The sequence below is a fragment of the Sphingobium sp. RC1 genome, assembly GCF_059738765.1.
In genome coordinates, this window is sequence record NZ_AP027306.1 from 1,008,543 (window position 1) to 1,034,583 (window position 26,041).

Consider the following 26,041-nt stretch of genomic DNA (forward strand, 5'->3'; position numbering starts at 1 on the left):
GCGTGATGCGCCGGTCCGCCTTAACCGGTCCTGAGCGGCCAGAACCGGTCCTGAACGGGAAGGCTGATCCTTATATGCCGATATTCCGAAAAGCCAGCCGTAGTTGGAAGCTATTGCCCTTTCGCGCGTCACCGGCGGCCAGATAATCGCGACGCCACGTCAGGCCCAGCGTCAGACAGTCATCCTGATAGGCGATACCGAGCCGGTGACGGACGGGTTCGTAGCCATCGGAGACGCTGAGCGGATCTTCTTTCCTGTCGGTCAGATCGACGACGGTGGATCCAAAGACGGACCAGAAGCGGGCGAATTGCACACGGCCGCCGAAACGCAGTTCCTCGCGGTCCTGCAAATCTTCAAGCCCCGTCGCGGCGTTCCGGTTGAGCCGGAGATAGCCGACCATGGCATAGGTTTTGCGGCTGCCGATCGTTGCGTCGATTTCGTTGCGGCGCACCGCCAGCCCGTCCTTGTCCAGGCGGAAACGGTGGATGAGGCTGACGAAATCCCGGAAACGGACGGTCGTGCGGCCGACGATGTCGGACATGCGATCGGAAAGGCCGGTGCCGTCGGGCAGGATGCTTTCGCGACTGTTGAGGCGGTAGCTCTGGCCGACGACGCTTTCCAGCGAAAAGCCTGGCAGGGAGAGGCTATATTCCAGACCATAGGTGATGCGGGTCGAATCTTCGAACCGGTCATAGCCTGCGAAGCGGTTGAGCGCGAAGAGGTTGCTGTCTTCCAGATCGATGGCGCGCGCGTCTTCATTGGGTAGCGAAAGATTTGCCAGCCGGGGCGCTGCTACGATCTGCACGCGGGGCGCGATCCGCTGCACGCCGCCGAACGCCTCACCCATGAAGGGCCAGCGGACATCGATCGCGGCTGCGGCGATGCCGCGCGCCTGCCAGCCGGGATCGCCGGCATAACGGGCGATGTTGTTCTGTAGATTGTCGCTGCTGTGATAGACGTCGCCGCGCAGATAGGTGGTGAAATTCACCTCCTGACCCATGCCCGTCAGCTTGCGCAGGTTCCATTCAAAGGCAGCGAAGGCGCGCTGCGTATCCTGGCCGTGGGTGCGGGTGATCGCGAGGCTGTTCGCCTGAAACTGAATCCGGCCGCCGAGCAGCGGGTCCATCAGACGCAGGCGATAGTCGATCACGGGCAGCGCGATCGGCGTTTGCCCCTGCGGGTCACCGAGGCGCAGCGTCTGGACGGCCCAGCCAGCGATGGAGAAATAGCTGTTCTCGCCGATGCGCTGGGCGCCGAGGGTCGAACGCAGCCGATCGTCGCGGCTGATGTCATAGCGGCGAAGGAAGGTGCGGTCGCTCGCCACGCGGAGCGATCCGTTGACGCTCCATTCCGGCGTCAGCTGCATGGCGCCGCTGGCATCGACATAGCCGCGGAAGCCCTTTTCCGATCCCGCTGGGCCGGTGGAACCGGGCAGGGAACTGCTGGCGTCGATGCGCCGCGCGTTGGTCACATATCCGGTGATCTGATAGGCGCCACGGTCCCAGCGATGGCGGAAATTCGTCTCCAGCATCGGCAGCGTCTTGGAATAGACGTGCGGCGTGATCGTCAGGTCGCGGTTGGGCGCCAGCTTGATATAATAGGGCAGGGCGACTTCGACGCCGTTATTCCGGTCGTAGCGCAGGTTCGGCACCAGCAGCCCGGTGCCGCCTGTGTCGCCGACCGGGTGTGAAAAGCCGGGCAGCGGAATGAGCGGCAGGCCGAATATTTCCACGTTGGCATTGCGGTATCGCACGCGGGCGGCGACGGGGTCGTAGACGACCTTGACCGCCTTGATCTGCCATGTGGGTTCCTTGGGGCAGCCGTCGCTGTCCACTACGCTGCAGCCGGTATAAGCGGCCTTGTGCAGCGTATAGACGCCGTTCACCCGAACGCCCTGCACCGCCGCCAATCGGCCACCCGATTGAAGCACCAGCAGCATGTTTTCGACCGTGCCGTCCTTCAGCGTGTCGGTCACCTGGAAGCGGTCGCCATAAGCGATATTGCCTTCAGGATCGGTCGCCGAGACATTGCCGCGCGCTTCCACCTGCCCTGTGGTGCGGTTCCACACCACCTTGTCCGCGCGCAGCCGGTTGCCCTGCCGGAGCAACTGGACGTTCCCGGTGGCCGTCACGATTTCCGTATTATTGTCATATTCCAGGGCATCGGCCGAAAAACCGATTTGCTCGTCGGTCGTGGGCACGGGAGCGTCGGGCGCGCTGACGGGCGTCGGCGGTGATTGCAACTCCTGCGCGAAGGCATGCGGCATCCCGCCCATGCAGGCGAGCGCCGCGCTTGCGGTCAGCATATGTTTCAGACGCGAGGAACGGGAAAAATTCTGCAAGGGGATCGTGCCTCTTCAGGGGCGCTTCGTTGCCCGCCTATCGCATTGCTTTGCGCGCGCCGCAATCTTTCGTCACGCTTCTTTTACCGGAAATCGGTCGAACGGCTTTGCCAGATGGGGCAAGCGACATTATCTGGCATGGAGCGTTCCTAGCGCCACACGATCAGAAAAGCAGAAGAAGGACCCTTGATGGAAATCGCATTCACCCCGGTGCGTCCCGACGCCGACACGCTGGTCTTTGCCGTTCCCAAGGGCGGTTTCGATGCCTTGCCGATCGCGGCGGCGCCTACTCTGGCGGCGGGTGCGGCGGCGGCGCGCTTCACGGGTGAGGCGGGGGCAAGCTTTGAAAGCTTCGCCGAAGAGGGCGGCAAGGTGCTGCGCATCGTTCTGGTCGGCACCGGCAGCGGGAGCGAAGCGGATTATGAGCGAGCGGGCGCGGCGCTGACCGCGCGTCTGCTGACGAGCGGTGCGAGCCATGCCGCAGTGGAATTTTTCGGCGGCGCGGCGGGCGATAAGGCGGCCCATTTTGCCTTTGGCGCATCTCTGCGCGCTTGGCGGATAGATACCTATCGCACCCGGCAGCCGGAAAAGACAAAGCCAACATTGACGAAGCTGTCGGTCGTTGCGAATGACGCGGACGCGCATTGGCAGCGGCTGTCGGCGGTGGCCGATGGCGTCACCTTCACGCGCGAGCTGGTCTCTGAACCCGCGAACATCCTGTATCCGGAAAGCTTCGTCGAACGTTGCCGTCATCTTGAACAGCTGGGCGTCAAGATCACCGTTCTCGACAAGGCGGCGATGGCGGAACTGGGCATGGGCGCATTGCTCGGCGTTGCGCAGGGGTCGGTGCGCGAGCCACGCCTGCTGGCGATGGAGTGGGATGGCACGGGCGGCGCGGGCGACAAGCCCATCGTCTTTGTCGGCAAGGGCGTGACCTTTGATACCGGCGGCATTTCATTGAAGCCCGGCGCGGGCATGGAAGATATGAAGTGGGACATGGGCGGCGCAGGCGCGGTCGCGGGCGCGATGAAGGCGCTCGCGGGGCGCAAGGCGAAGGCGCGCGTCATCGGCGTTTGCGGCCTTGTGGAAAACATGCCGGACGGCAACGCGCAGCGTCCCGGCGACATCGTGACCTCCATGTCGGGCCAGACGATCGAGGTCATCAACACCGATGCCGAAGGTCGACTGGTGCTGTGCGACGTCATCACCTGGGCGCAGAAAACCTATTCTCCCGAGGTTGTCATTGATCTTGCCACACTGACCGGCGCGATGATCGTGGCGTTGGGCGATCAATATGCCGGACTGTTCGCCAATGACGAAGGGCTTGCCGAAGATCTGCTCGCTGCTGGCAAGGCGGCAGGCGACCAGCTTTGGCGCTTTCCGCTAGGCGACGCCTATAACAAGCTGATCGACAGCCCGATTGCGGATATGAAGAATATGGGCGCGCGCTATGCCGGGTCGATCACCGCCGCGCAGTTCATCAAGCGATTCGTCGATGATGGGGTCAAGTGGGCACATCTCGACATTGCGGGCATGGTCTGGGCGGATAAGCCCGGTGCAACCTGGGACAAGGGCGCGACCGGCTATGGCGTGCGCCTGATCGATCGTCTGGTGGCGGACAAGTTTGAGCGCTGATGCAGGTCGATTTCTACCAGCTTAGCCGTGATCCTGTGGATCGGGTGCTGCCCGCCATTGCCGCGCGCATACTCGGCCTGGGTGAACGGTTGCTGGTGGTCGCGCAGGACGAGGCGCAGCTTGAACGCATTTCGGTCGGGCTGTGGAACGGGCCGCCGGAAAGCTTCCTTGCCCACGGTCGGGCGGGGGAGGGCAGTGAGGCGATGCAGCCGGTACTTCTGGCGCAGGATTGCAGCCCTGCGAACGGCGCCCGGCACGTCGCCATAGCCGATGGCATCTGGCGTGAAGAGGCGCTGGATTTCGAGCGGGCTTTCTACTTTTTCGATGCGCTGACCGTCGATGGTGCGCGGGAAAGCTGGCGTGCCCTGTCGAAGCGGGAGGGGGTCATGCCCCGCTTCTGGCGGCAGGAGCAGGGGAAATGGGTGCAGGGTCCGTGAGCAAGCGGGGCGGTCACGCCCCCTTGCGGTGCGGAGCGGCGCGGTCTAAAGGGCGCGCCAATTCCAACAATCCGGAGCTTTTGAGCCTCATGGCCGTGACCCGCACCTTTTCGATCATCAAGCCTGACGCCACGCGCCGCAACCTGACCGGCGCCGTGACCAAGAAGCTGGAAGAAGCAGGCCTGCGCGTCGTCGCGTCCAAGCGCATCCGCATGAGCCGCGAACAGGCCGAGGGCTTCTATGCCGTTCACAAGGAACGCCCTTTCTTCGCTGATCTGGTTGCCTTCATGATTTCCGGCCCGGTCGTCGTCCAGGTTCTGGAAGGCGAAGACGCCGTGAAGCGCAACCGCGACATCATGGGCGCCACCAACCCGGCCAACGCCGACGAAGGCACGATCCGCAAGGACTATGCCGAGTCGATCGAAGCGAACTCGGTCCATGGTTCGGACAGCGAGGAAAATGCCGCGATCGAGATCGCCTATTTCTTCAAGCCCGAAGAAATCGTCGGCTGATCTAATCGATCAGGATGAAAAAGGGGCCGGGGACGCAAGTCCGTCGGCCCTTTTTTGTTTGGGAGGGAGAAGGTGAGCGATCTCGCCTTTCAGGCCCCTCTCCCGCCTTCGCTGCGCTCGGCACCTCGGCCAGAGTCATGCGCCTCTGGCAGACCCCTGAAGGGGAGAGGGAATGGCCTACAAGACCGAATCCGCCAACGCCTCAATTGGAAACTGGCGGCGCCTCGAATCGGTCGATCACCCATTCCTCAGCCTGTGCGCCGCCGATCCATTCCTGCATCCAGGGATGATTGACGACCGCCTGCATATAAGCTTCGGCAAAACGTGCGACGGGCAGCTGATAGGTTATGAAGCGCGTCACGACCGGGGCGAACATCACATCCGCCGCGCCAAATTCGCCGAAAAGGAAATCGCCCACGCCACCATAACGAGCTCGGGCCTGTGCCCACAGCTGCATGATGCGGGCGATGTCCTGCGCGACAGCCTCGGAGGGCGGTATGGCGTCGTAAATCTGGCGGATGTTCATGCTGTGCTCGCGCCGCAGCGCCGCGAAGCTGGAATGCATCTCCGCCGCCATGGACCGGGCCATCGCCCGCGCCGCCGTGTCGGTGGGCCAGAATTTGTCGCCGCCAGCCTTCTCGTTCAGATATTCGATAATCGCCAAGCTGTCCCAGACAACGGTGTCGTCGCCGTCCCACAATATGGGCACCTTGCCTGAAGAAGGGGCGAATTCATCGCCTTCGCGCCGCTTTTCCCATGCTTCATCATAAAGCGGGACCACGACTTCCTCGAACGGCAACCCGCTGAGCTTGCAGGCGAGCCAGCCGCGCAGAGACCAGCTGGAATATGCCTTGTTGCCTATGAATAGCTTCATCATCGCCCTTCTTTAGACGGGCGAAGGAACGGGTGTCGAGAGCAACCGGACGGCGCATTCGAGTCGCTTTCTATATTATTTTGGTAGAAAATACCTTGCGCGGGGCTTGGCGGCATCATGGGCGTCGTCGTATGGCGCAACGGCGAACTGAATGCGGAAGTGGGGGAATTATGGACTGGCTGCATGGAATAGCGGGCCTGTTCGTCGGAATCATGGTCGGAATGACTGGCGTTGGCGGCGGGTCGCTGATGGCGCCAATCCTCATCCTGCTGTTCGGCGTAGCACCGGCGACGGCGGTCGGCACCGACCTCTGGTTCGCGGCCATCACCAAGTCAGTAGGTGGTGCGATCCATCATCGTCACGGCGGGCCAGATGGCGGGCCGGATTATCAGGTGGTGAAGCGCCTGTGCCTGGGGAGCCTTCCCGCCGCGCTGATCACGCTGTTGATCCTTTCCCAGACGCATGTGCAGCAGATCAAGAGCGGCATTGTCACTAGCGCGCTGGGCGGCGTCCTGATCATTACGGCGGTTGCAACCCTGCTGCGTGGGCATTTCCACCGTTGGGCCTTGGCCCGCCGCGTTGGCACCGCCGATCGCTTCACGCGTTGGCAGCCTCCGCTGACGGTTGCCGCGGGTGCGCTGCTGGGGGCGATGGTAACGCTGACCTCCGTGGGTGCGGGGGCGATCGGCGCGACCTTGCTCCTTGCGCTCTATCCCCTCCGCATGCGGCTGCAACGGTTGGTGGCGACGGATATTGTCCATGCCGTGCCGCTTACCCTGATCGCCGGGCTGGGCCATCTTTGGATCGGCAACGTGAACGGCATGCTGCTCGCCAACCTGCTGATCGGGTCGATCCCGGGCATCATCATCGGATCGCTGCTGGCGACGCGCGCATCAGACCGCGTGCTTCAGCCGTTGCTAGCGATCATCCTGGTTCTGGTGGGCTGGCGCCTTATCGCAGGATGAGGCGGCTTTGGAGGCCCGAGCCGGAATCGAACCGGCGTGCAAGGATTTGCAGTCCTCTGCGTAACCACTCCGCCATCGGGCCTCGGCGTGGGTGGCCGCAAATGTGCGGCTTTTGATGCAAAGTCAAGCGCGGCCATGGTCGCTGATCCCAAGATTATCGTTCACGGGCATGGAAAGCCGCTTGGCGTTGCTTGTCGCGTGATCTAGAGGTCCCGATAATGTCAGCGCTGTATTGCCATGCCAATACAGTTATGCCAATCGAGGTAGTATCGTGACCGAGCAGAATTTTTCATCGATGCGGGCCGCCATGGTCGAAAGCCAGCTTCGCACCAGCGATGTCGATGACCCACGGGTGATTGCCGTGATGGCGCGCGTGCCACGGGAAGATTTCGTGCCTGCTGAACGGCGCGCCATGGCCTATGTCGATCGGTCGATTCCGCTTTCCTCCGGCCGCGCGCTCAATCCGCCGCTGGCCACCGGACGGCTGCTCAAGGAAGCGCAGGTGGAGGAGGGCGATCGCGTTCTGCTCATCGGTGCGGCCACGGGCTATAGCGCGGCACTTCTCGCCGCTCTCGGCGCCCAGGTGACGGCAGTCGAGGCTGAAGATGGTCCGCAATTGTTAGGTAATGGCGCCACGGTGGTACGCGGCCCGCTGCAAGCGGGAGCGCCCGAGGGTGCGCCCTACGATGTACTCTTCATTGATGGCGCGGTGGAGGAAGTGCCCGCGACGCTTGTCGGGCAGCTTGCCGATGGCGCGCGCGTGGTGACGGGTCTTGTCGAGCGCGGCGTTACACGCCTTTGCAGTGGGCGGGTGGTTTCCGGTATCCTGGGTCTTGTCAGCCTGACCGACCTTGAGATGGTCATCCTGCCCGGTTTTGCTGCGCCGGAGCGTTTCGTCTTTTAACCGGCTGGGGGAGTCATGACGGCAAAGCAGGTGTTTCTTCGGCACTCAGCCGCCACGGCTCTGCTGCTCCTCAACGCTGGGATCGCGCAGGCTGAAACCCTGCAAAGTGCGCTGGCACAGGCTTATCGTTCCAACCCCACGCTCACCGGCACCCGGGCGCAGCAACGGGCGACGGATGAGAATGTGCCGATCCGCAAGGCGGATGGACGGCCCAATATCGGCACCACCACCGAATATCAGGAGTTGCTGGTAAAGCCTGCGCGCTCCTTCCTCGCGCCTGATCGCTCGCTCGTCGGGACGGCTACGGTGAATGTCCCTATTTATCAGGGCGGCGCAGTCCGTAACGGGGTGAAGGCGGCCAAGGTGCGCGTGCAGGCGGGGCAGGCCAATCTGCGCGGGACCGAAGCATCGATCTTCTCCCAGGTTGTCGCGGCCTACATGGACGTGATCCGCGACAGCGCGGTCGTGTCGCTCAATCTGGCGAATGTCAGCGCGCTCGGGGTCAATTTGCAGGCAACGAACGACCGATTCGAAGTGGGCGACCTGACGCGTACAGACGTCGCCCAATCCGAATCGCGGCTCGCGCTGGCCCGATCCAACCTTCAGACGGCGCAGGCGAACCTGATCACCAGCCGCGAAAATTACATCGCCCTGGTCGGCGCCACGCCGGATGACCTGCAACCGCCGCCGCCGCTTCCCGGCCTTCCTGCTACGCCCGAAACGGCGGTGCAGGTGGCCCTTGCCGACAATCCTGACCTTGTCGCCGCGAAAAAGGCGCGTGAAGCCGCTCGTTATGACGTGCGGGTGGCAAAGGCAGGCGTCCTCCCGACGCTGTCGGGTTTCGCGCAGGGCAGCTACACCCATTATCTGGGATCGCTCGATGACCCGACCGATCCGTCACAGCTGAACAAGCAGGTGGTTGCGGGAGCGACGTTGCGCCTTCCGCTTTATCAGGGCGGCCGACCCGGCGCGCAGGTGCGCCAGAACCAGGCGCTCGAATCGCGGGCGATGGAGCAGGAGATTGAGGTTGAGCGGGGCGTCATCGCCCAAACGCGATCAGCCTATGCGAGCTGGCAGGCATCGCTGCAAAGCATCGAATCCAACCAGAAGGCGGTCGAGGCGGCCAATCTGTCGCTTGAAGGTGTGCGCGCGGAAAATTCCGTCGGCAGCCGCACCATCCTGGACATATTGAATGCGGAACAGGAAGCGCTGAACGCCAAGGTGCAATTGGTGTCTGCTCGCCGCAATGCCTATGTCGCGGGCTTCAGCCTGCTGGCCGCGATGGGACATGCGGAAGCGGACGACCTCAGCCTGGAAACCGGCACGCTCTATGATCCCATGGTTAATTATGATCGGGTCAAGGGCAAGTGGTTCGATTGGGATTTCGGCCCTTCGCCCAAGCCAGAAGCGACCAGAACCGTTGACACGCCAGCACAAAATGCCAATGTGCCTGCTGGTTTGGCGCAACAACCTTAAGGTTAACAGGGGTTATCATGGGCGACATGAGCAAGGAACCCTCGATGGAGGACATTCTTTCGTCCATCAAGCGCATCATTGCTGAGGAAGGCGAGGAGGCTGCGCAGACGGTGTCGCGCCGGGGCAAAGCCGATGCTGCACCCAAACAGGTTGCCGAACCCGCCGAACCTGCGGCCGAGGAAGTGCTGGAACTGACTGACGAGGTTGGAGCGGAGGAGCCGATGCCTGCCCACAAGACTGGCCGTGCAACGCAGGTCGAAGTGCCGGGCGAGGAAAGCTCGATCCTCTCGGTTGAAAGCGAAGTGGCCGCGCGGCATTCGCTTTCGGCGCTGTCCTCCATGCTGGTAACGCCCAAGGACGGCGAAGATAACACGCTGGACGGTCTGGTCCGGTCCATGTTGAAGCCGATGCTGAAGGAATGGCTGGATGCCCGCCTTCCCGCGTTGGTGGAAGACATGGTGGCAAAGGAAATCGCCCGCATCACTGGTCGCTGATCTGGCAGGCTCTGCGCGTTCCAACTTATGGCGCATTGGCTCGGTTGACACCTGCAAGGCGGTAAAAGCGCTGGAATGGTCAGGGAAGGGGCTTTAAGGCGCCTTTCCATGACCGAACTGCCCAAGACCTTTGACCCCGCCGAAATCGAATCCCGCTGGTATGCCCATTGGGAAGAAAAGGGCTTGTTCCGCCCGGAACGCCCGGACGCCGAACCCTTCACCATCGTCAATCCGCCGCCGAATGTGACCGGCAGCCTGCACATCGGCCATGCGCTCGATAATACGTTGCAGGACATCGTGATCCGCTACGAACGGCTGCGTGGCAAGGACGCGCTGTGGGTCGTCGGTACCGATCATGCTGGCATCGCGACCCAGATGGTGGTCGAGCGGCAGATGGAGGCGCGGCAGGACAAGCGCACCAACTATACGCGTGAGCAGTTCATTGAGAAGGTTTGGGAGTGGAAAGCCGAAAGCGGCGGCGCGATTACGCGCCAGCTGCGGCGGCTCGGCTGCTCAATGGACTGGGCCAATGAGCGCTTCACCATGGATGAGGGCTTTTCGAAGGCCGTCATCAAGGTGTTTGTGGAACTCCATGAGCGCGGTCTTCTCTATCGCGACAAGCGGCTGGTGAATTGGGATCCGCGTTTCCGCTCCGCGATTTCGGACCTTGAGGTCGAGACGCAGGAGGTGAAGGGCGGCTTTTGGCATTTCCGCTATCCGCTGGCGGACGGCGTGAAGCTGGCCAACGGCGCGGACCATATCGTCGTCGCGACGACCCGGCCGGAGACGATGCTGGCCGACATGGCGGTGGCGGTGCATCCTGACGATCCACGCTACAGGGACGTTATCGGCAAGGATATTCTCCAGCCGATCACGGGGCGGCGCTTCAAGATCGTGGGCGACGAGCATGCTGATCCCGAACTAGGGTCTGGTGCGGTCAAGATCACGCCGGGGCATGACTTCAACGATTTTGAGGTGGGCAAGCGAGCGGGCTTCCGCGCTGCCGAGATGCTCAACATGTTCGATGCCGATGCCAATGTCGTGCAGACGGCGGATGGATTGATACCGGAGCGCTTTCTGGGGCTGCATCGCTTTAAGCGGGATGGCGTCGATGGCGCGCGCGAACTGGTCGTGTCGGAAATGAAGGCGCTGGGCATGCTGGTGCCGCATGTTTCGAAGAATAAGGACGGCGAGGAGGTCGAAGCCGATTTCGAGCCGCGCACCATCCAGACGCCGTTTGGCGATCGTTCGGGCGTGGTGATCGAACCCTGGCTGACCGACCAATGGTATGTCGATGCCGAGAAACTGGCGCAAGCGCCTATGCAGGCCGTGCGCGACGGGCGGATCGAGATCGTGCCCAAGACCTGGGAGAAGACCTTCTTCAACTGGATGGAGAATATCCAGCCGTGGTGCGTTTCGCGCCAGCTTTGGTGGGGGCATCAGATTCCCGCCTGGTATGATGAGGATGGCAATCCCTATGTCGCGGAAAGCGAGGAGGAAGCGCAGGCGCTTGCTGGCAACAAAAAGTTGGTTCGCGATCCCGATGTGCTCGACACATGGTTTTCCTCGGCGCTCTGGCCCTTCGGTACACTGGGTTGGCCGGATAACCTCACGCACCCCTCCCCTTCAGGGGAGGGGCCGGGGGTGGGGGCTCTCGATCACACGCAGCACTTGGGGCAATCCCCCACCCCAACCCCTCCCCTGAAGGGGAGGGGCTTGGTTCCTCGTCCCGGCTCTTTGCTCCAGCGTCACTATCCCAACGACCTGCTGATCTCCGGCTTCGACATCTTGTTTTTCTGGGATGCGCGCATGGCGATGCAGGGGATGGAGTTCATGGGCGATGTGCCTTGGCGCAAGCTCTACCTCCACGGGTTGGTGCGTGCGGCGGACGGGCAGAAAATGTCCAAGTCCAAGGGCAATGTCGTCGATCCGCTGGGCCTGATCGACAAGTTCGGCGCCGACGCTCTGCGTTTCTTCATGTCCGCCATGGAAAGCCAGGGCCGCGACGTGAAGATGGATGAGAAGCGGGTTGAGGGGTATCGCAACTTCGCGACCAAGCTTTGGAACGCCGCGCGCTTCCTGCAATCCAACGGCGTTACCGCATCGACCAGCCATGAGGCGCCCGCCGCCGCCGCGCCGGTCAACCGATGGATCATTGCCGAGACGGTCGCGACCGTGCAGGCGATCGACACCGCCATGACCGAGCTGCGCTTCGACGCAGCCGCGAATGCCATCTATCATTTCGTCTGGGACCAGTTTTGCGACTGGTATATCGAACTCACCAAAGGTTCGATGGAGGACGAGACGAAGGCGGTCGCGGGCTGGGCGTTCGACCAGATCCTCGTCATGCTCCACCCCTTCATGCCCTTCATCACCGAAGAGCTGTGGAACCTGACCGGCACCCGTGAGACGGAGCTGATCGTCGCTCGCTGGCCGCAGGCGCTCTATGCCGTCGATAGCGAGGCGCAGGCAGAGATTGACTGGTTGATCCGCTTGATCAGCGCGATGCGCACGGCGCGGACTGAACTGAACGTGCCGCCGGGCGCAAAGCTGAAGGTCGTAGTCAGCGAAGCCTCCGAAGAAACACGACGCCGCATCGATCGGCAGGGCGCGGCCCTGGCGCGTTTGGGGCGGGTGGAGAGCCTGTCCTTTGGCGATAACGTAGCTGGTGGCGCGGCGCAGATCGTTGTCGATGAGGCGACCTTCATCCTCCCGCTGGAGGGCGTGATCGACATCGCGGCGGAAAAGGCGAGGCTGGCAAAAGCCTTGGCCGCTGCGGAAAAGGAACGGGATTCGCTTTCCGGGCGTCTTTCCAACCCGAGTTTCGTGGAAAAGGCCAAGCCAGAGGCGGTGGCCAAGGCACGTGAAGATCATGCCGAGAAAACCGCAGAGGCGGAAAGGTTGGCGGCAGCGCTGGATCGTCTGGCCTGATCGGTTAATGATGAAGCGCTTAGGGGAGGCAGGAATGGCGGCAGGGAAGCGTGAAACAAGGGACCTGGTAAACGGGCCTATCGCGTCGTCCTTGCTGGTCTTTGCCGTGCCGACGCTGGCGTCCAACGTGCTTCAGTCATTGAATGGATCGATCAACGCGATCTGGGTCGGCCGCTTTCTGGGCGCGCAGGCTCTTGCCGCCACGGCCAACGCGAACATCACGATGTTCCTGATGTTTTCCATCGTGTTCGGATTTGGCATGGCATCGACCGTGGTGATCGCCCAGGCGGCGGGACGGGGCGATATGGATGCCGCCCGCCGGTCGTTCGGGTCAGCGACGGGCTTTTGCACCATATTGGGCACCGTTGTCGCTGCGGCCGGATGGGTTGCATCGCCCGCAATGCTGCATCTGCTGGGAACGCCTGCCGAAGCATTTGACATGGCGCTGATCTATCTGCGCGTGATTTTCATTGCGATGCCCGCAACGTTGATCAGCGTCATGATGATGATGGGATTGCGGGGAGCGGGGGACGCGCGCACTCCGTTGATTTTCATGTTCGTCAGCGTCGGGATCGATCTGGTGCTGAACCCGGTATTCATCCTTGGGCTGGGGCCGATTCCGGCAATGGGCATCGGTGGATCGGCGGCGGCCACGGCGGCGGCGGGCATCGCCAGCCTGCTTGGCCTGATCTTCTATGTATATGCCAAGGACCTGCCGCTGCGCTTGCGGGGGAGGGAGCTGCGCTACCTGATCCCCGCTTCGGACCAGCTGCGTATCCTGCTGGGCAAAGGATTGCCGATGGGCCTTCAGATGATCGTCATGTCGGCGGTCGGCCTGATGATCATCGGTCTGGTTAACCGCGAAGGGCTTATCGTTACGGCGGCTTATGGCGCGGCGCAGCAGATATGGACCTATTTGCAGATGCCTGCGATGGCCATGGGTGCGGCGGTCAGCGCCATGGCGGCGCAAAATATCGGCGCGGGCCGATGGGACCGGATTGGCCGGATTACCGCTTATGGGTTGGGCTATCTGCTGCTGATTACGGCCGCGATGATTGGCGTGATCCTGTTGTTTCATGCGCCGCTGCTCTCGCTCTTCCTAGGCGACAACAGGGCTGCGATCGATGCCGCCTGGAAGATGCAATTGCTCGCGACTTGGAGCTATATGCTGTTCGGCGCCACGATGATCCTGTTCGGGGTGATGCGGGCGAATGGCGTCGTGGTGAGGCCGCTGTTGATCCTGACCGTCACGCTTTTCTGCGTCCGCCTCGGCTTTTATTATTTCGGCTATCCGTATCTGGGTGCCAATGCCTTGTGGTTGAGCTTCCCTGTGAGTTCGGGATCGGCCCTTCTGATTGCGAGTCTCGCTTATCTGCAGGGCGGCTGGCGCAAGGCGACGCTGCTCGTCCCCGTCCATGAGGAAGAGTGCCGCGAAAGCATCAGCGCGGAGAGCGAACCCGCAGGCCGGTTTGCGCCTGCGGGCTGACGGTTATCTTCCCTGGCTGCGCCAGCGGGTGATTGTGCGGTCGAGAATGTCTGCCTCTCCGCCCGACTGACGCCAAAGGTCCGTGAAGCTTGGATCGCCCGACGCGGGCCGCCGGTGCTCCTCCAGATTATCCAGTGCGACGCGGATGGGCACTGCGACACCTTCACCGCAGATGATCGCCTCTCGATTACGCAGCGCGGGAATGGAATCGAGGAAGCCGCGCGCGCCTTCGGGCATGGCGGCCTTCACGAATGCCTGGTCGCGATCATTGTTGAGGCGCATGGAAATGATGGTGCCGCACTGCGACAGCACGCCTTCTGCAAGGTCTGACGGCCGCTGCGTGATGAGGCCGAGCGATACGCCATATTTGCGGCCTTCCTTGGCTATGCGCTCCAGAATGCGGCGGACGGCCTGACCGGTGCCGGTGGTCGTGCTGGGAATATAGCGGTGTGCCTCTTCACAGACGAGCAGGATCGGCCGCTGAGCCTCATCCCGCGCCCAGATGGCATAGTCGAAGACCAGGCGGGACAGCACCGATACCACCACAGAGGTGATGTCCGACGGCATGGCCGACACGTCGATGATCGAAATCGGCTTCCCGCCTGATGGCAGGCGGAAAATCTTCGCCAGAAATTCCTGCATCGTGTCCGCGACGAGCATGCCTGAGAACATGAAGCTGTAACGCGGGTCCGCCTTGATCTCGTCGATCTTCGTCTTGAGCCGCATATAGGGGAGGGCGCCCGTGCCCTTGTCGAGTTTCCCCATCTCATTTTGCAGGATGTTGGTGAGATCCGACAGCAAATAGGGGATCGGCGAATCGACGGTCAGCCTGCCGATGCTTTCCGCCAGCCGGTTCTTCTGCCGCGCGGCGAGCAGGCATTTTGCCAGAATGTCGCGGTCGACCGTTCGATCGGAGCCTTCGGAGGTGACGAAAACCTCGCAATGCTCCTCGAAATTCATCAGCCAGTAGGGCAGCGCGAGATTGCCTACGTCGAAGACCGCGCCATTCTGGGCAAAGGCCGCACCATATTCGCCATGGGGATCGACCATCACGATATGGCCTTCGGGCGACAGGTCGCAAATGCGGTGAAGAATGAGAGCGGCGCTGGTGGATTTGCCCGTACCGGTCGAACCCAGCAGGGCGAAATGTTTGCCCAGCATCGAATCGACATAGAGGGCGGCGCGCGTGTCTGTCGTGGGGTAGACGGTGCCGATCTGCACATGGGGCCGGTCATCGGCGGCGTAGATTTGCTGCATGTCGGCGCTGGATACGGGGAAAATTTCCGTGCCCGGCGCAGGATAACGGGTGACGCCGCGACGGAAGTGATGGATGCGGCCGGTAAGCTGTTCTTCGTCACCTTCGCCCAGAAAATCCACGTCAGCGATGATCAGGCCGCTGTCCTGCCGATCCATCGCCATGGAGCGCACGCTGGCTATGAGCCATGCACTGCCGACACGCATTTTCACCTGGCTGCCGACTTGACCCGCCATGGCCGTGCAAGGGTCGCTATCATGTGCGAGGGTTGCGATGGAGGCCGCGTCGATCAGCACTTTGGAACTGGAACCGGCTATCTGAAATACCGCGCCCATGGCGTTGGCTGCGGCAGGCTTCGTTTGGCCGTGCGTGAATTCGGCAGCTCCCGGCATGTGGCTCATACACCCCCCTTGAATCAGATTTCCGGCGCGCGCTGCCGGAATTCGGCCTGACTGTGTAGCCATACATAAGTAAAGAAATGGCTTATCGCCGACGTTTTGCGCCTGCGATCGCGCGACCCTGTTAACCCCGCTATCGCCACATCCCGCCGCGCGTTCGGGCGGCTCCTATGGCGCGAATCGTTCGCGATGCGTATCGGCCGCTGACTGCCGTAAGATCAGGATATGCATTTGACCCAGTTGATGACGGCCGATGCGGCGCGCCGATCCGATGCGATTTCCATAGCTCGGGTGATCTGCATATTGGGCGTGGTCTATGTGCATGCCTGGACCGGGCTGAACGGCCATGACCTGGAAATCGCCCGCGGCACTCCACAGGAAAATCTGCGCTGGCTGCTCATGGAAATATTCGGGCGCAGCGCAGTGCCGCTGCTGGGCGTCATTTCGGGGTGGCTGGTGGCGGGATCGTCCCGCGCGCAGAACTGGTTCCGTCATGTGCTGCAAAAGGCGCGGACGATCCTGTTGCCGATGATCCTGTGGAATGGCCTTGGCATCCTGCTGGTATCCGGCGCGGCCTGGTCGCTGGGCCTGTCAGCGCCCGTGCCGGTCTCGTTCGACTGGTTGTTTCAGGAGCTGTTCGTCGTCACCCGGAACCCCGACATCAATGTGCAGATGCCGTTCCTGCGCGACTTGTTCCTGTGCATGGTCATTGCTCCGCTGCTGCTTCGCCTACCCAATCGCATGCTGATTGGCGTTGCTGCTGTCGCAGCTCTCGCGCAACTTGCGGGATGGGGGCCGCCGGTGCTGATGCGGCCAGCGATCCTTTTTTTCTTCGTGCTGGGCATGATGGCCCGGCGAACCGGGCTGGCGGAGCGGGTCGCTGCACTGGGTTGGGCCGCAGCGGCCATGCCTTTCCTGTTGCTGATGGCCGTGCAGCTTCATTTTTCCCTGCAAGCGGCGCAGGGATCGGCCATCGGCGTCGGCCTGCTTGACCTTGCGGTGCGTGTTGCGGCGGCCACTTGCTTCTGGCGGCTGTCCTGGGGGCTGGCAGGAAGCCTTGTGCGGGGGTTGTTGTTGAGGATCGAGCCCTTCGCCTTTCTGCTATTCTGTTCGCATCTGATCCTGATCTGGCTGGGTGGGCCGTTGCTGGGCGTTTTGTTCGGGAAGCTCGGTTCGCCTTTCTATCCTGCTTATCTGCTGATCCAGCCCTTGCTGGTCCTGATCGTGGTCCTGCTGTTGGGATCGCTCCTCAGCCGTACCTGGCCGGGACTGGCCAAGGTGCTGAGTGGAGGACGCTTGCAGGGAGCCTCGGCAGTCAGCTAATTGCCTTGGCGGCGGCCATGGCGATTTCCAGGCTGCGCTTGCGGGCATTGAAATCATGGATTTGACCGCCGATGATCAATTCATCGACGCCGGTTCGTTCTATGAAAGCGGCAAGATCCTCTTGGACCTTGTCCTGTGTGCCGATCGAGGTGGCGCTCAGGACATCCGAAAGCATCGCCTGCGCGCCGGGTGGCAGGCTTTCGAAATAGCCGGGCACGGGCGGCTGCAACTTCCCCGGCTGCCCCGTGCGGAGACGCACGAAGGCCTGTTGCATGGAGGTGGCGAGCAGTCGCGCTCCTTCCATGCTGTCCGCCGCGAATATATTATAGCCTGCCATCACATAGGGGCGATCAAGCTGGGCTGATGGCCTAAAGTCGCGACGATAAACCGCGATCGCTTCCTCAAGCGCGCCAGGAGCGAAATGGGAGGCGAAGGCGTAGGGCAGGCCCAGCGCGGCGGCGAGTTGAGCGCCGTAGAGGCTGGACCCGAGAATCCAGAGTGGCACATCTTCACCCGCACCGGGCGTCGCCTGAAAGCCGAGCCTTCCGTCACCCGCGAAATAGGCCTGCAGTTCCAGCACGTCGCGCGGGAACTCGTCCGGCCCGCCTGAAAGCGTGCGGCGCATGGCCTGAGCCACCCGCTGGTCCGATCCGGGCGCGCGGCCTAGCCCAAGGTCTACTCGACCGGGAAAAAGCGCTGCGAGCGTCCCGAACTGTTCGGCTATCAGCAGGGGGGCATGGTTGGGGAGCATGATGCCGCCGGAACCTATGCGAATAGTTGATGTCGCCTGTCCGATATGCGCCAGCACCACCGATGTCGCGGCCGATGCGATGCCCGGCATGCCGTGATGTTCGGCAACCCAATAGCGATGAAAGCCGAGTTGTTCGGCATGAACGGCGAAGGCGGCGGCGTTGACGAGGGCTTCGCCAACGTTGCTTCCTTCGATGACGGGAACGAGGTCCAGAACGGAAAAACGGATCATTGCCCGGATATGGGGCGATGATCCGTTTTATTTCAATACCTAGATATCGTCTCAGATCAGCTTACGCGTCCGAACCCCTGCGACGGTGGTTCGGATCGGCGGCCGAATGTGGCGGGGCGACGTGCGACCAACGGATTGGAGTCGCGATCGAGGAGGGACATTGTCTCGGTAAAGCAGGGCCGCAGACTGACGACGACCTCGATCAATTCGTCAGGTCCCTCGCGGGTTTCGACGCAGCGGCGCGCAACCATCTCGATGCGTTCGGCCATGCTGCTCAAGCGATGGGCACCAAATTGAGCCGATTCGCCCTTCAATGTGTGAGCGGGCGTGACAAGCGCGATGGCATTGCGTTCGCGGATCGCCTGCTCGATCGCGCTTATGGCCTTGTCGCCATCCTCGCGAAAATAGCTGAGAATGCGGAGAAATGCGCTGCCCAGTTCCGACCGGGACTTTGCCAGATCGGCCTGATTGACCAGTTCTGCCTCTTGATACGACACCCTGACACACTCCCTGTTTCGACTTCAGCATAGAAGCCGTGCGTAAACAGCAGGTTAAGCGGTGGCACCAGAAGAAGGGTGGTGTCAGGATTTACGCGACAATTCAAAGCGATCGCCAGCAGCGGCGGAGAAATTCCAGCCATGCTGCCGGGTAAGCGCCTCTAACTCGCGGGCGGCGTTGGGGTCGTCCGCTTCGACCGTTACCGCATTGGCCGACCGCATCGCGCGGGCAGCGCGCAATGCGGGCCAGGGGCATTTCATTCCCCTGGCATTCACTTGGACGGGATCATTTGGTGGCATAGGGATTTTTGGCGCTGCGTAGCGTCAGCCGCACCGGCACGGCGCCGAAGCCCAATTCCTTGCGGATGCCATTGACGAGATAGCGTCGATAGCTTTCTGGCAGTTCGTCCAAACGCGTGCCGAATAGCACAAAGGTAGGCGGACGGGTCTTGTTCTGCGTGATGTAGCGCAGCTTGATCCGCTTGCCGCCGGGGGCAGGGGGCGGGTTGGCCTCCAGCGCGCGTTCGAACCAGCGGTTGAGAATGCCGGTGGAAACGCGCTGCGACCAGGCGGTGCGCGTTTCGAAGGCGACGCGGATGAGGTCGTCCAAGCCCTTTCCGGTCGCGCCGGATACGGTCATGATCGGCACGCCGCGTATCTGCGCCAAGCCATCGGAAAGCGCCTGCTTGATGCCCTGATACAGGGCCGAGCCATGTTCCACCGTGTCCCATTTGTTGAGCGCGACGACGAGGGCGCGACCTTCCTCCAGAACCTTGTCCGCGATGCGCAGGTCCTGCGCTTCCAGCCCGCGCGTGGAATCGAGCAGAAGCACGACGACTTCGGCGAAGTTCACAGCGTTCAGACCGTCCGAAACCGCGAGCTTTTCGAGCTTGTCCTGCACCTTCGCACGCTTGCGCATGCCAGCGGTGTCGATCAGCCGGACGGGGCGGGGTTCAGCCTCCTCATTGCGTGGGTCTGTCCACGCCCAGTCCACCGCGATACTGTCGCGAGTAATGCCTGCTTCGGGGCCGGTGAGCAGACGGTTTTCGCCGAGCAACCGGTTGATGAGGGTCGATTTGCCCGCATTGGGACGGCCCACAATAGCCAGCTTCAGAGGGGCTGCTTCGAGGTCCGCTTCGGTTAGTTCGCCCTCCTCTGCTTCTTCCTCTTCCTCACGGTCTATATAGGGAAGGAGCGCCTGGAACAGGTCGGCCATGCCCTGGCCATGTTCGGCGGAGAGCGGGACGGGCTCGCCCAGGCCCAGGCTGAATGCTTCCATGACGCCGTCCGCGCCCTGCCTGCCCTCCGCCTTGTTGGCGACCAGCACGACCGGGGCGTCGCCTTCGCGCAGCCAGCGGCCGATTTCCTCGTCGAGGGGGGTGATGCCTGCGCGGGCGTCCACGAGGAAGAGCGCCAGGTCGGCGCTTTCGACCGCTGCCTGCGTTTGCATTCGCATGCGACCGGGCAGGGTCTGGGGGTCCTCGTCCTCATAACCGGCGGTGTCGATGATGGTGAAATCGACGCCGAGCAGGTTCGCTTGCCCTTCCCGCCGATCGCGCGTGACGCCGGGCTGGTCATCGACCAGCGCGAGCTTCTTGCCGACGAGCCGGTTGAAGAGGGTGGACTTGCCCACATTGGGCCGCCCTACAATGGCAACTGTGGGCAGCATGATAGCCCGTTTCCTTTAAAACACTGGTGCTCCTGCAAAGGCAGGAACCCAGTCCAAGCAGCGGAACTGGGCTCCTGCCTTTGCAGGAGCACGATTATCTAACATTATCGTGGGCGTTAACGAAGCGCCGTCAGCTTGCCGTTGTCAGCAAGGATATAAAGCATGTTGTTGGCGACAACGGGGGAAAGCGACATGGACTTGTCCATATCAATCGCCGATTGAACGGCGCCCGTTGCCGGATCGACATAGTTGAGGTCGCCATGGGTGGATACCAGGATCAGGCGGCCGCCCGCCAGAACGGGACCCGTCCAACGGATGGCGTTCGCCTTCTTCTTTTCCTTTTCCCAGCGGCGAAGCTGGCTGATCCAGCGGATCTTGCCGGTCGCGCGGGCGACGCAGAGCAGCTTGGCATCGCTGGTCACGACGAATACCCATTCGCCCGCGACCCACGGGGTGGAAATGCCCGCGATGTTGATTTCCCACAGGCGCTGGCCGCTCACCAGCTCATAGGAGGCCATGCGGCCACCCTGACCGATGGCGAAGACGCGGCCACGGTCGATCACCGGATTGGCGTCAATATCGGTGAGGGAAGCGACGGCTGTCGATATGCTGGTGCGCGAAAGGGCGTCGCCCCACAGCGTGCGGCCGTTTTCATAGCGGTAGGCGGTGAGCTCGCCCGAGCTATAGCCCGCGATCACCGTGCCCTGAGCAGCGGCGGGAGCGGCGACGCCGAACACGCCGGTCACCTGCAAGGTGCCGCTGTCGGTCCACTGCACTTCGCCATCGCTCTGGTTGAGCGCGAAAATCTGATTGTCCTGCCCCATGACATAGACATGGCCGTTGGCGAGCGTGGGTGCGCCACGCAGCGGGCCGCCGGGGCGCTTCTTCCACAGGATGGAGCCGTTTGCGGCGCTGAGGGCAGCGACGTCGCCTACGCCGGTACTCGCATACACCTTGTCATCGATGATGCTGACGCCGCCGCCGAACAAGGCGCGGCCGCTGCCTTCGGCGGGCAGGGCAGTCTGCCAGAGCTTCGCGCCGGTCGTGGCGTCGAACGCGATGACATGGGCGCCCGCGTCAATGACGTAGAGCTTGCCGTTGGCGATCACGGGTGAGGAGGCGAGGCGCGCGCGAGGCGTGCTGCCTTCGATCGAGCTGGACCAGGCCGTGGCGGGCGACGTACTCAGCGCAAGGTTGCCCATCGCCTTGGCAGGGTTGCCGCCCGGCTGCGACCATTGGTCGTTGGCATAGACTTCGGGTAGTGACACGGGCACATCGGCCAGGGTCGGGTCGACCTCGACGCCTTGCTCGTTCGTCAGGATGGATACGCGGTTGCCGACCACGGGGGTCTTGGGTCCACCCTTCTTGCCCCCGATGACGCCGCAGCCCGCCAGTAGCGCGACCATCGCGGCGACGGTCAGGACCCGGCGCGTGCCCGCAAATTTCGTCATGCTGTGCATCCCCATGCGCTTATCTTCATCCCTGTCCCGGTACGGTCGGCGTTTCGACTGCATCTATGCCCAATAAGCCCGCCATCTGTCGCGCGCGTGAACGGATCGACTGAGGCACGGTGGCATCCTTTGCCATCGCTGCGAACAGCGGGCCAGCAAGATCGGGCTTGCGCATCTTCATATAGGATATGGCGACCAGTTCGCCCGCGCTGCCGAACCATGGCGCGCCTTCGACGGCGAGGGGCTTGAGGCGATCGACCACCTGTTGCGGCTGAAGCGTTTCGAACTCGAGCGTGGTCTGGCGGATGAGGGCGAGGTCGCGATAGGGCTGATCAAGCGAGCTGTCCGCTGCCATTGCCTTGTAAGCGGCAATTGCAGCCTTGTTGTCGCCCTTGCGAGCGGCGACACCAGCCTTCACGAGCTGGGCTGACGCGCGGAAGCCGGGCTGGCTGGCGTCGGTCAGCGTGTCGAGTTGCTTTGCATCCGGGGTCCCGCCGCCCGCAGCGGCCGAGATCACCTTGTCCATTTCCTCGGACACGGCTTGCGATTGAGTGGCGCTGTAATGCTGCCAATAAAGCCATGCCGCAAAGGTAACGAGGCCGATGACCACGGCCGCGACGATCCAGCGGCCAAAGCGCTGCCAGAAGGTCAGCAATTGGTCCTGACGCACGGCCTCATCGACCTCGCGCATGAATGCTTCGCTATTTTGCGGCGTCAGGGCCACGTGGGTCTCCAGATATGCGTCAGAAAAAGCTCGCGGAAGGCGCGATCAATAGCGGCGGTGGCGCTTAGCGCAAATCACTTTTTGGGCCGATAGACCTGATCTGCGGTGGGAAAGCTGCGATTGCGCACTTCGGCGGCATAGCGTTCGGCTGCATTGCTGATGGTTTCGGCAATGTTTTCGTACCGTTTCACGAAGCGTGGCACACGTTCGAACATGCCAAGCATGTCCTCCGCGACCAGCACCTGACCGTCGCAATGGGCCGATGCGCCGATGCCGATGACGGGGATGTCAAGGCTGTCGGTGATGGCGACCGCAAGGTCCTCCATCACGCCTTCCAGCACCACGGCAAAGGCTCCGGCCTGCGCGACGGCGCGGGCGTCGTCCATGATCTTGGCATGTTCTTCCTGGCTTTTGCCGCGCGCGCCATAGCCGCCCAGTGCGTTGACCGCCTGGGGGGTGAGGCCGACATGGGCCATGACGGGGATGCCGCGCTGGGTAAGGAAGGCGATGGTTTCGGCCATAGCCTGACCGCCTTCCAGCTTCACGGCTGCGCAGCCGGTTTCGGCCATGACGCGGCTGGCGCTGGCGAAGGCATGGGCGGGGGAGGCTTCGTAGCTGCCGAAGGGCATGTCGACGAGGACGAGGCTGTGATAGCTGCCCCGGACGACGGCGGCGCCATGGGCGATCATCATGTCGAGCGTGACGGCAAGGGTCGAGGGCAGGCCGTAGATCACCTGGCCGAGCGAATCGCCGACCAGCAGCATGTCGCAATGGGGATCGAGCAGCTGCGCCTGCCGGGCGGTGTAGGCGGTCAGCATCACCAGCGGCTCGTCCGTCTTGCCTTCAGCCTTCCGGCGTTGGATCGCGGGGACGGTCAGGCGCTTCATCGGCGCGGGCGTGGGATTGGCGCGGCTGGTGGAAGTGTCGAGCGTGAAGGTGGTGGACATCAGCGCGGTCTACAGCAGCGGGGCCGGGGGCGCAAATCGGGCTAATTCGTCATCCCAGCTTTCGCTGGGAAGACGGACTCTTGCAAAAAAGAACGGGAGCGGCAGGCCTGTGCCGCTCCCGCAGGGGGTGAAATTCGTTACGGTATCAGAACGAAAATTTGAGTGTTCCGCCCCAGGTCCGCGGATCACCAACCTGACCGGCGATGAGGCCCGTGTTGCCGGGTGCGACTTGCAGATTTTCGATATAGTTGACGTCGAAGGCGTTGCGGACCCAGCCGAAGACATCGAACCCTTCACCACGGAAGCCAGCGCGGAAGTTGGTAAGCGCGTAGCCCTTCACGTCCGTATAGCGCGAGGGTGAGGCGTTGGAGTTCCAGTGCGAGCGGTAATTACCGTCCACGCCCAGATAGACCTGGCCTTCCTTCGCCAGCAGCGTGACCGGAATGTTATATTCCGCGCCGTAGGAGAAGGCCCATTTGGACACGCCGGGCAGGTCCTGGCCGGAAATGTCGCACTGGCGGGGGCTGGCAGCGCCCGGAACGCCCGGCTGCGAATAATCGGGCGTGGCGCCAGAAGGTTGCGAGGGTCCACCAGACAATTCAGGCGGGCAAGGGGCGTTGGTGAACTTCTTATATTTGGCGTCGGTGTAGGCCGCGTTGGCATAAGCGGTGAAACGATCGCTCGCGACCACCTTGAAATCAGCCTCGATACCCTGCGACCGGACCTTTTCGGCGTTGGCGAGATAACCGCGCACGGTGCCGAACTGGCCGCCATTCACGGTCGCCTGGAAGTCCTTGATCGTGGTGCGGAAAGCCGAGATGTTGAAGGTTGCCCGGCGATCCCACAGCTGGGTCTTGAGCCCAACTTCGAAATGCTGGACCGATTCCGGCTTCACAGTGGCGGCGTCATAGTTGACCGTATTGTCCAGATTGAGCGGCAAGCCGTTCTGGTTGATGCCCAGCGTCTTGAAGCTCTTGGCATAGGTCGCATAGGCGAGAACGTCCCGCGCGATCTTGTAGTTGACGTTGAAGTCGTAGGTGAAGTTCCACGCGCTGTCCGACGGAGCGCTCACCTGCGGCTGGTAAACGCCACACTGCTGGGAAGTGCCCGCGATCGTGCCGGGCGCCGGCGGCGTGGTGCAGCTGATCGTCTGACCCTGCGCGTTCGTCACGACACGCTGATAGAAGCCTGACTTTTTGTCATAGTTGAGCCGCAGACCGGGCTGGATCGTCAGCGCATCGGTGACTTTCCAGCTGAGCTGGCCGAACAGCGCGGCACTTTCGCTCTTGAGCCACTGCGTGTTGCTGGCGGTGAGGCCGGCAAGCGTCGCGGGGTTGTTGGCGGGATTCAAAGGATCGGCCGACGGTGCAAGGCTCCACTTGGCGGCTGCTGCCCCCTGCTGCTCGGTCCCCTGTGTGTCGATCCGCTGCTTGAAGCCGAAGAGGCCGACGACGAAGTCGATCTTCTGGCTTTCGTAATTGTAGCGGAATTCCTGGCTATACTGGTTCTGTTGCGAGGGGTTCTGGGATTTGGATACGATGGGCAGGCCGGTGAAGTCACGGTCATTTTCCGGCTTCCAGTCCCAGAAGCGCCAGGCGGTGACCGATGTCAGCGTGCCGGGGCCGACATCCCACTTCACCCGTGCCGAAACGCCGCCGATCTTGTTGCCAGCGTTCAGATTGCTGTCGAGGTCGGTGAGGCGGTCATAGGGATTGCGGCTGGGCACGACATAGCCCTGCGCTGCGGCGAGAGCGTCATATTGACGGGTGAGTGGACGCTGCGTGCGGCCGACGCGGACGAAGGTGGTGCCGCAGCATTCGGGGTCCTGCTTGCTATAGTCGCCCGACAGGGTGATGCTGAAATCGTCATTGGGCTGGAACAGCAACTGGCCGCGCAAGCCCAGATTGTCCTGCTCGTTGATCCAGCGCTGCGACGTGACGTTGTAGAGCGTGCCCCGGCGGCTGGTCGCAGCGACCGCGAGACGGGCGGCGATCGTGTCGGTGAGTGGGCCGGAAATGGCGGCCTTTGCCTGCCGGTAGTTGAGGTTGCCGACGCTGAGTTCCGCGCGGCCTTCGAAGTCGAAGGTCGGCTGGTTGGTGGTGATGTTGATTGCGCCCGCCGTCGTGTTCTTGCCGTAGAGCGTACCCTGCGGGCCACGCAGCACTTCGACCTGGTTCACATCCAGAAAGTCGAAGGTCGCGGCGGCGACGCGGGAATTATAGACGTCGTCGACATAGATGCCGACGCCCTGTTCGAAGCCATCGCTGGTGAGGCCGAACGGAACACCCAGACCACGGATATTGACCGAGGTGTTGCGGGGATTGGTCGTGTAGACCTGCAAGGTTGGCGCAAGCTGCTGGAGCTTCACGACGTTGAAGTTGCCGGTCGCTTCGATGCTGTCGCCACGAATGACGGAGATCGCCAGCGGCACTTCCTGCGCCGTTTCCGCGCGGCGGCGGGCGGTGACGATGATCACGTCGCCGCGAGGATTTGCGGGCTGTTCGGCCGCGTCAGCGGCTGGAACAGGCACTTCCTCGGCATGAACGCTGGACGCAAAGATGGATGCGCTCGCCACACCGGCGAGCAACAAAGAACGCGCAATCATAAAAATTCCCCTTCCGGAGGTCCGGTGAATGTTGATCGCGGCGTTTCCGGTTGGCCGGTCAACACCGATGGTCTGGGAATGGTATTGGACAGTTGGCGGCCCACCCCCTGCCGCCTATCATTAACCGCCTGTCCG

The 26,041-nt window shown here is 62.5% G+C and carries 21 protein-coding genes and 1 tRNA gene; 10 read left to right on the forward strand and 12 right to left on the reverse strand.

Annotated elements, in window-relative coordinates; genetic code table 11:
- Window positions 1–70: 70 nt before the first annotated feature.
- Window positions 71–2,305 carry an LPS-assembly protein LptD gene (locus tag AC6JBC_RS04940; protein WP_498025714.1) on the reverse strand — a complete coding sequence of 745 codons (2,235 nt, stop codon included), beginning with the start codon at window positions 2,303–2,305 and terminating at the stop codon, window positions 71–73.
- A gap of 225 nt (window positions 2,306–2,530) precedes the next feature.
- Between AC6JBC_RS04940 and AC6JBC_RS04945 the strand changes: the two genes are divergently transcribed.
- From AC6JBC_RS04945 to ndk, 3 genes are all read left to right on the forward strand, one after another.
- Window positions 2,531–3,976: a leucyl aminopeptidase gene (locus AC6JBC_RS04945; RefSeq protein ID WP_498025715.1), complete on the forward strand. Its 1,446-nt coding sequence runs from the start codon at window positions 2,531–2,533 to the stop codon at window positions 3,974–3,976.
- Window positions 3,976–4,413 carry a DNA polymerase III subunit chi gene (locus tag AC6JBC_RS04950; protein ID WP_498025716.1) on the forward strand — a complete coding sequence of 146 codons (438 nt, stop codon included), beginning with the start codon at window positions 3,976–3,978 and terminating at the stop codon, window positions 4,411–4,413. Before AC6JBC_RS04945 ends, AC6JBC_RS04950 begins: the two co-directional genes overlap by 1 nt.
- Before the next feature lie 89 nt (window positions 4,414–4,502).
- Window positions 4,503–4,925: a nucleoside-diphosphate kinase gene (ndk, locus tag AC6JBC_RS04955; protein ID WP_009820765.1), complete on the forward strand. Its 423-nt coding sequence runs from the start codon at window positions 4,503–4,505 to the stop codon at window positions 4,923–4,925.
- 202 nt (window positions 4,926–5,127) lie between these two features.
- On the opposite strand, the gene AC6JBC_RS04960 is transcribed toward ndk, so the two are convergent.
- Window positions 5,128–5,802, reverse strand: coding sequence for a glutathione S-transferase family protein (locus tag AC6JBC_RS04960; protein WP_498025717.1), 675 nt, complete (start codon window positions 5,800–5,802; stop codon window positions 5,128–5,130).
- Between the two features lie 167 nt (window positions 5,803–5,969).
- On the opposite strand from AC6JBC_RS04960, the gene AC6JBC_RS04965 reads away from it, so the two are divergent.
- Window positions 5,970–6,764 carry a sulfite exporter TauE/SafE family protein gene (locus AC6JBC_RS04965; RefSeq protein WP_464787055.1) on the forward strand — a complete coding sequence of 265 codons (795 nt, stop codon included), beginning with the start codon at window positions 5,970–5,972 and terminating at the stop codon, window positions 6,762–6,764.
- Window positions 6,765–6,772: 8 nt separating this feature from the next.
- On the opposite strand, the gene AC6JBC_RS04970 is transcribed toward AC6JBC_RS04965, so the two are convergent.
- Window positions 6,773–6,846, reverse strand: a tRNA-Cys gene (locus AC6JBC_RS04970).
- A gap of 189 nt (window positions 6,847–7,035) precedes the next feature.
- On the opposite strand from AC6JBC_RS04970, the gene AC6JBC_RS04975 reads away from it, so the two are divergent.
- The 5 genes from AC6JBC_RS04975 to AC6JBC_RS04995 all read left to right on the forward strand — a co-directional run bounded on the left by AC6JBC_RS04975 (window position 7,036) and on the right by AC6JBC_RS04995 (window position 14,055).
- Window positions 7,036–7,668 (forward strand): protein-L-isoaspartate O-methyltransferase family protein, encoded by a 633-nt coding sequence (locus tag AC6JBC_RS04975; RefSeq protein WP_498025718.1) that lies wholly within the window; start codon window positions 7,036–7,038, stop codon window positions 7,666–7,668.
- A gap of 15 nt (window positions 7,669–7,683) precedes the next feature.
- Window positions 7,684–9,144 (forward strand): TolC family outer membrane protein, encoded by a 1,461-nt coding sequence (locus tag AC6JBC_RS04980; protein WP_498025719.1) that lies wholly within the window; start codon window positions 7,684–7,686, stop codon window positions 9,142–9,144.
- Window positions 9,145–9,161: 17 nt separating this feature from the next.
- On the forward strand, window positions 9,162–9,638 hold the full coding sequence (locus AC6JBC_RS04985; RefSeq protein WP_498025721.1) for a DUF2497 domain-containing protein: 477 nt from the start codon (window positions 9,162–9,164) through the stop codon (window positions 9,636–9,638).
- 108 nt (window positions 9,639–9,746) lie between these two features.
- The gene (locus tag AC6JBC_RS04990; protein WP_498025722.1) at window positions 9,747–12,569 is read left to right on the forward strand and encodes a valine--tRNA ligase; all 2,823 of its coding nucleotides are present in this window, start codon (window positions 9,747–9,749) and stop codon (window positions 12,567–12,569) included.
- Window positions 12,570–12,603: 34 nt separating this feature from the next.
- Complete coding sequence (locus AC6JBC_RS04995) at window positions 12,604–14,055, forward strand: MATE family efflux transporter (protein ID WP_498025724.1); 1,452 nt, start codon at window positions 12,604–12,606, stop codon at window positions 14,053–14,055.
- A gap of 3 nt (window positions 14,056–14,058) precedes the next feature.
- Here the strand turns inward: AC6JBC_RS04995 and AC6JBC_RS05000 are convergent, their stop codons facing one another.
- Complete coding sequence (locus AC6JBC_RS05000) at window positions 14,059–15,711, reverse strand: ATP-binding protein (RefSeq protein ID WP_498025725.1); 1,653 nt, start codon at window positions 15,709–15,711, stop codon at window positions 14,059–14,061.
- A gap of 228 nt (window positions 15,712–15,939) precedes the next feature.
- On the opposite strand from AC6JBC_RS05000, the gene AC6JBC_RS05005 reads away from it, so the two are divergent.
- A complete protein-coding gene (locus AC6JBC_RS05005) occupies window positions 15,940–17,031 on the forward strand; it encodes an acyltransferase family protein (RefSeq protein WP_498025727.1) in 1,092 nt (363 codons plus the stop codon).
- Here the strand turns inward: AC6JBC_RS05005 and AC6JBC_RS05010 are convergent.
- The 8 genes from AC6JBC_RS05010 to AC6JBC_RS05045 form a co-directional block, all read right to left on the reverse strand.
- Window positions 17,024–18,013 carry an LLM class flavin-dependent oxidoreductase gene (locus AC6JBC_RS05010; RefSeq protein ID WP_498025728.1) on the reverse strand — a complete coding sequence of 330 codons (990 nt, stop codon included), beginning with the start codon at window positions 18,011–18,013 and terminating at the stop codon, window positions 17,024–17,026. The genes AC6JBC_RS05005 and AC6JBC_RS05010 overlap by 8 nt on opposite strands.
- A 56-nt stretch (window positions 18,014–18,069) precedes the next feature.
- Complete coding sequence (locus AC6JBC_RS05015) at window positions 18,070–18,510, reverse strand: Hpt domain-containing protein (RefSeq protein ID WP_498025729.1); 441 nt, start codon at window positions 18,508–18,510, stop codon at window positions 18,070–18,072.
- Window positions 18,511–18,594: 84 nt separating this feature from the next.
- Window positions 18,595–18,810: a sulfurtransferase TusA family protein gene (locus AC6JBC_RS05020; protein WP_498025731.1), complete on the reverse strand. Its 216-nt coding sequence runs from the start codon at window positions 18,808–18,810 to the stop codon at window positions 18,595–18,597.
- On the reverse strand, window positions 18,797–20,179 hold the full coding sequence (der, locus tag AC6JBC_RS05025) for a ribosome biogenesis GTPase Der (protein WP_498025732.1): 1,383 nt from the start codon (window positions 20,177–20,179) through the stop codon (window positions 18,797–18,799). The genes AC6JBC_RS05020 and der overlap by 14 nt, the downstream gene beginning before the upstream one ends.
- A gap of 116 nt (window positions 20,180–20,295) precedes the next feature.
- The gene (locus AC6JBC_RS05030) at window positions 20,296–21,645 is read right to left on the reverse strand and encodes a PQQ-binding-like beta-propeller repeat protein (protein WP_498025733.1); all 1,350 of its coding nucleotides are present in this window, start codon (window positions 21,643–21,645) and stop codon (window positions 20,296–20,298) included.
- Between the two features lie 10 nt (window positions 21,646–21,655).
- Window positions 21,656–22,354 (reverse strand): tetratricopeptide repeat protein, encoded by a 699-nt coding sequence (locus AC6JBC_RS05035; RefSeq protein ID WP_498025734.1) that lies wholly within the window; start codon window positions 22,352–22,354, stop codon window positions 21,656–21,658.
- A gap of 74 nt (window positions 22,355–22,428) precedes the next feature.
- Window positions 22,429–23,301, reverse strand: coding sequence for a 3-methyl-2-oxobutanoate hydroxymethyltransferase (panB, locus tag AC6JBC_RS05040; RefSeq protein WP_498025735.1), 873 nt, complete (start codon window positions 23,299–23,301; stop codon window positions 22,429–22,431).
- Between the two features lie 145 nt (window positions 23,302–23,446).
- Window positions 23,447–25,906, reverse strand: a complete 2,460-nt coding sequence (locus AC6JBC_RS05045; protein ID WP_498025736.1) for a TonB-dependent receptor — start codon at window positions 25,904–25,906, stop codon at window positions 23,447–23,449.
- Window positions 25,907–26,041 lie beyond the last annotated feature (135 nt).

Coding starts and splice junctions, on each gene's coding strand:
- AC6JBC_RS04980 (WP_498025719.1), top strand. CDS start 7,684: ATGACGGCAAAGCAGGTGTTTCTTCGGCACTCAGCCGCCACGGCTCTG.
- panB (WP_498025735.1), bottom strand. CDS start 23,301: ATGTCCACCACCTTCACGCTCGACACTTCCACCAGCCGCGCCAATCCC.
- AC6JBC_RS04965 (WP_464787055.1), top strand. CDS start 5,970: ATGGACTGGCTGCATGGAATAGCGGGCCTGTTCGTCGGAATCATGGTC.
- AC6JBC_RS04960 (WP_498025717.1), bottom strand. CDS start 5,802: ATGATGAAGCTATTCATAGGCAACAAGGCATATTCCAGCTGGTCTCTG.
- AC6JBC_RS05045 (WP_498025736.1), bottom strand. CDS start 25,906: ATGATTGCGCGTTCTTTGTTGCTCGCCGGTGTGGCGAGCGCATCCATC.
- AC6JBC_RS05010 (WP_498025728.1), bottom strand. CDS start 18,013: ATGATCCGTTTTTCCGTTCTGGACCTCGTTCCCGTCATCGAAGGAAGC.
- AC6JBC_RS04995 (WP_498025724.1), top strand. CDS start 12,604: ATGGCGGCAGGGAAGCGTGAAACAAGGGACCTGGTAAACGGGCCTATC.
- AC6JBC_RS04945 (WP_498025715.1), top strand. CDS start 2,531: ATGGAAATCGCATTCACCCCGGTGCGTCCCGACGCCGACACGCTGGTC.
- AC6JBC_RS04950 (WP_498025716.1), top strand. CDS start 3,976: ATGCAGGTCGATTTCTACCAGCTTAGCCGTGATCCTGTGGATCGGGTG.
- der (WP_498025732.1), bottom strand. CDS start 20,179: ATGCTGCCCACAGTTGCCATTGTAGGGCGGCCCAATGTGGGCAAGTCC.
- AC6JBC_RS04990 (WP_498025722.1), top strand. CDS start 9,747: ATGACCGAACTGCCCAAGACCTTTGACCCCGCCGAAATCGAATCCCGC.
- AC6JBC_RS04940 (WP_498025714.1), bottom strand. CDS start 2,305: ATGCTGACCGCAAGCGCGGCGCTCGCCTGCATGGGCGGGATGCCGCAT.
- AC6JBC_RS04985 (WP_498025721.1), top strand. CDS start 9,162: ATGGGCGACATGAGCAAGGAACCCTCGATGGAGGACATTCTTTCGTCC.
- ndk (WP_009820765.1), top strand. CDS start 4,503: ATGGCCGTGACCCGCACCTTTTCGATCATCAAGCCTGACGCCACGCGC.
- AC6JBC_RS05020 (WP_498025731.1), bottom strand. CDS start 18,810: ATGCCACCAAATGATCCCGTCCAAGTGAATGCCAGGGGAATGAAATGC.
- AC6JBC_RS05000 (WP_498025725.1), bottom strand. CDS start 15,711: ATGAGCCACATGCCGGGAGCTGCCGAATTCACGCACGGCCAAACGAAG.
- AC6JBC_RS05030 (WP_498025733.1), bottom strand. CDS start 21,645: ATGGGGATGCACAGCATGACGAAATTTGCGGGCACGCGCCGGGTCCTG.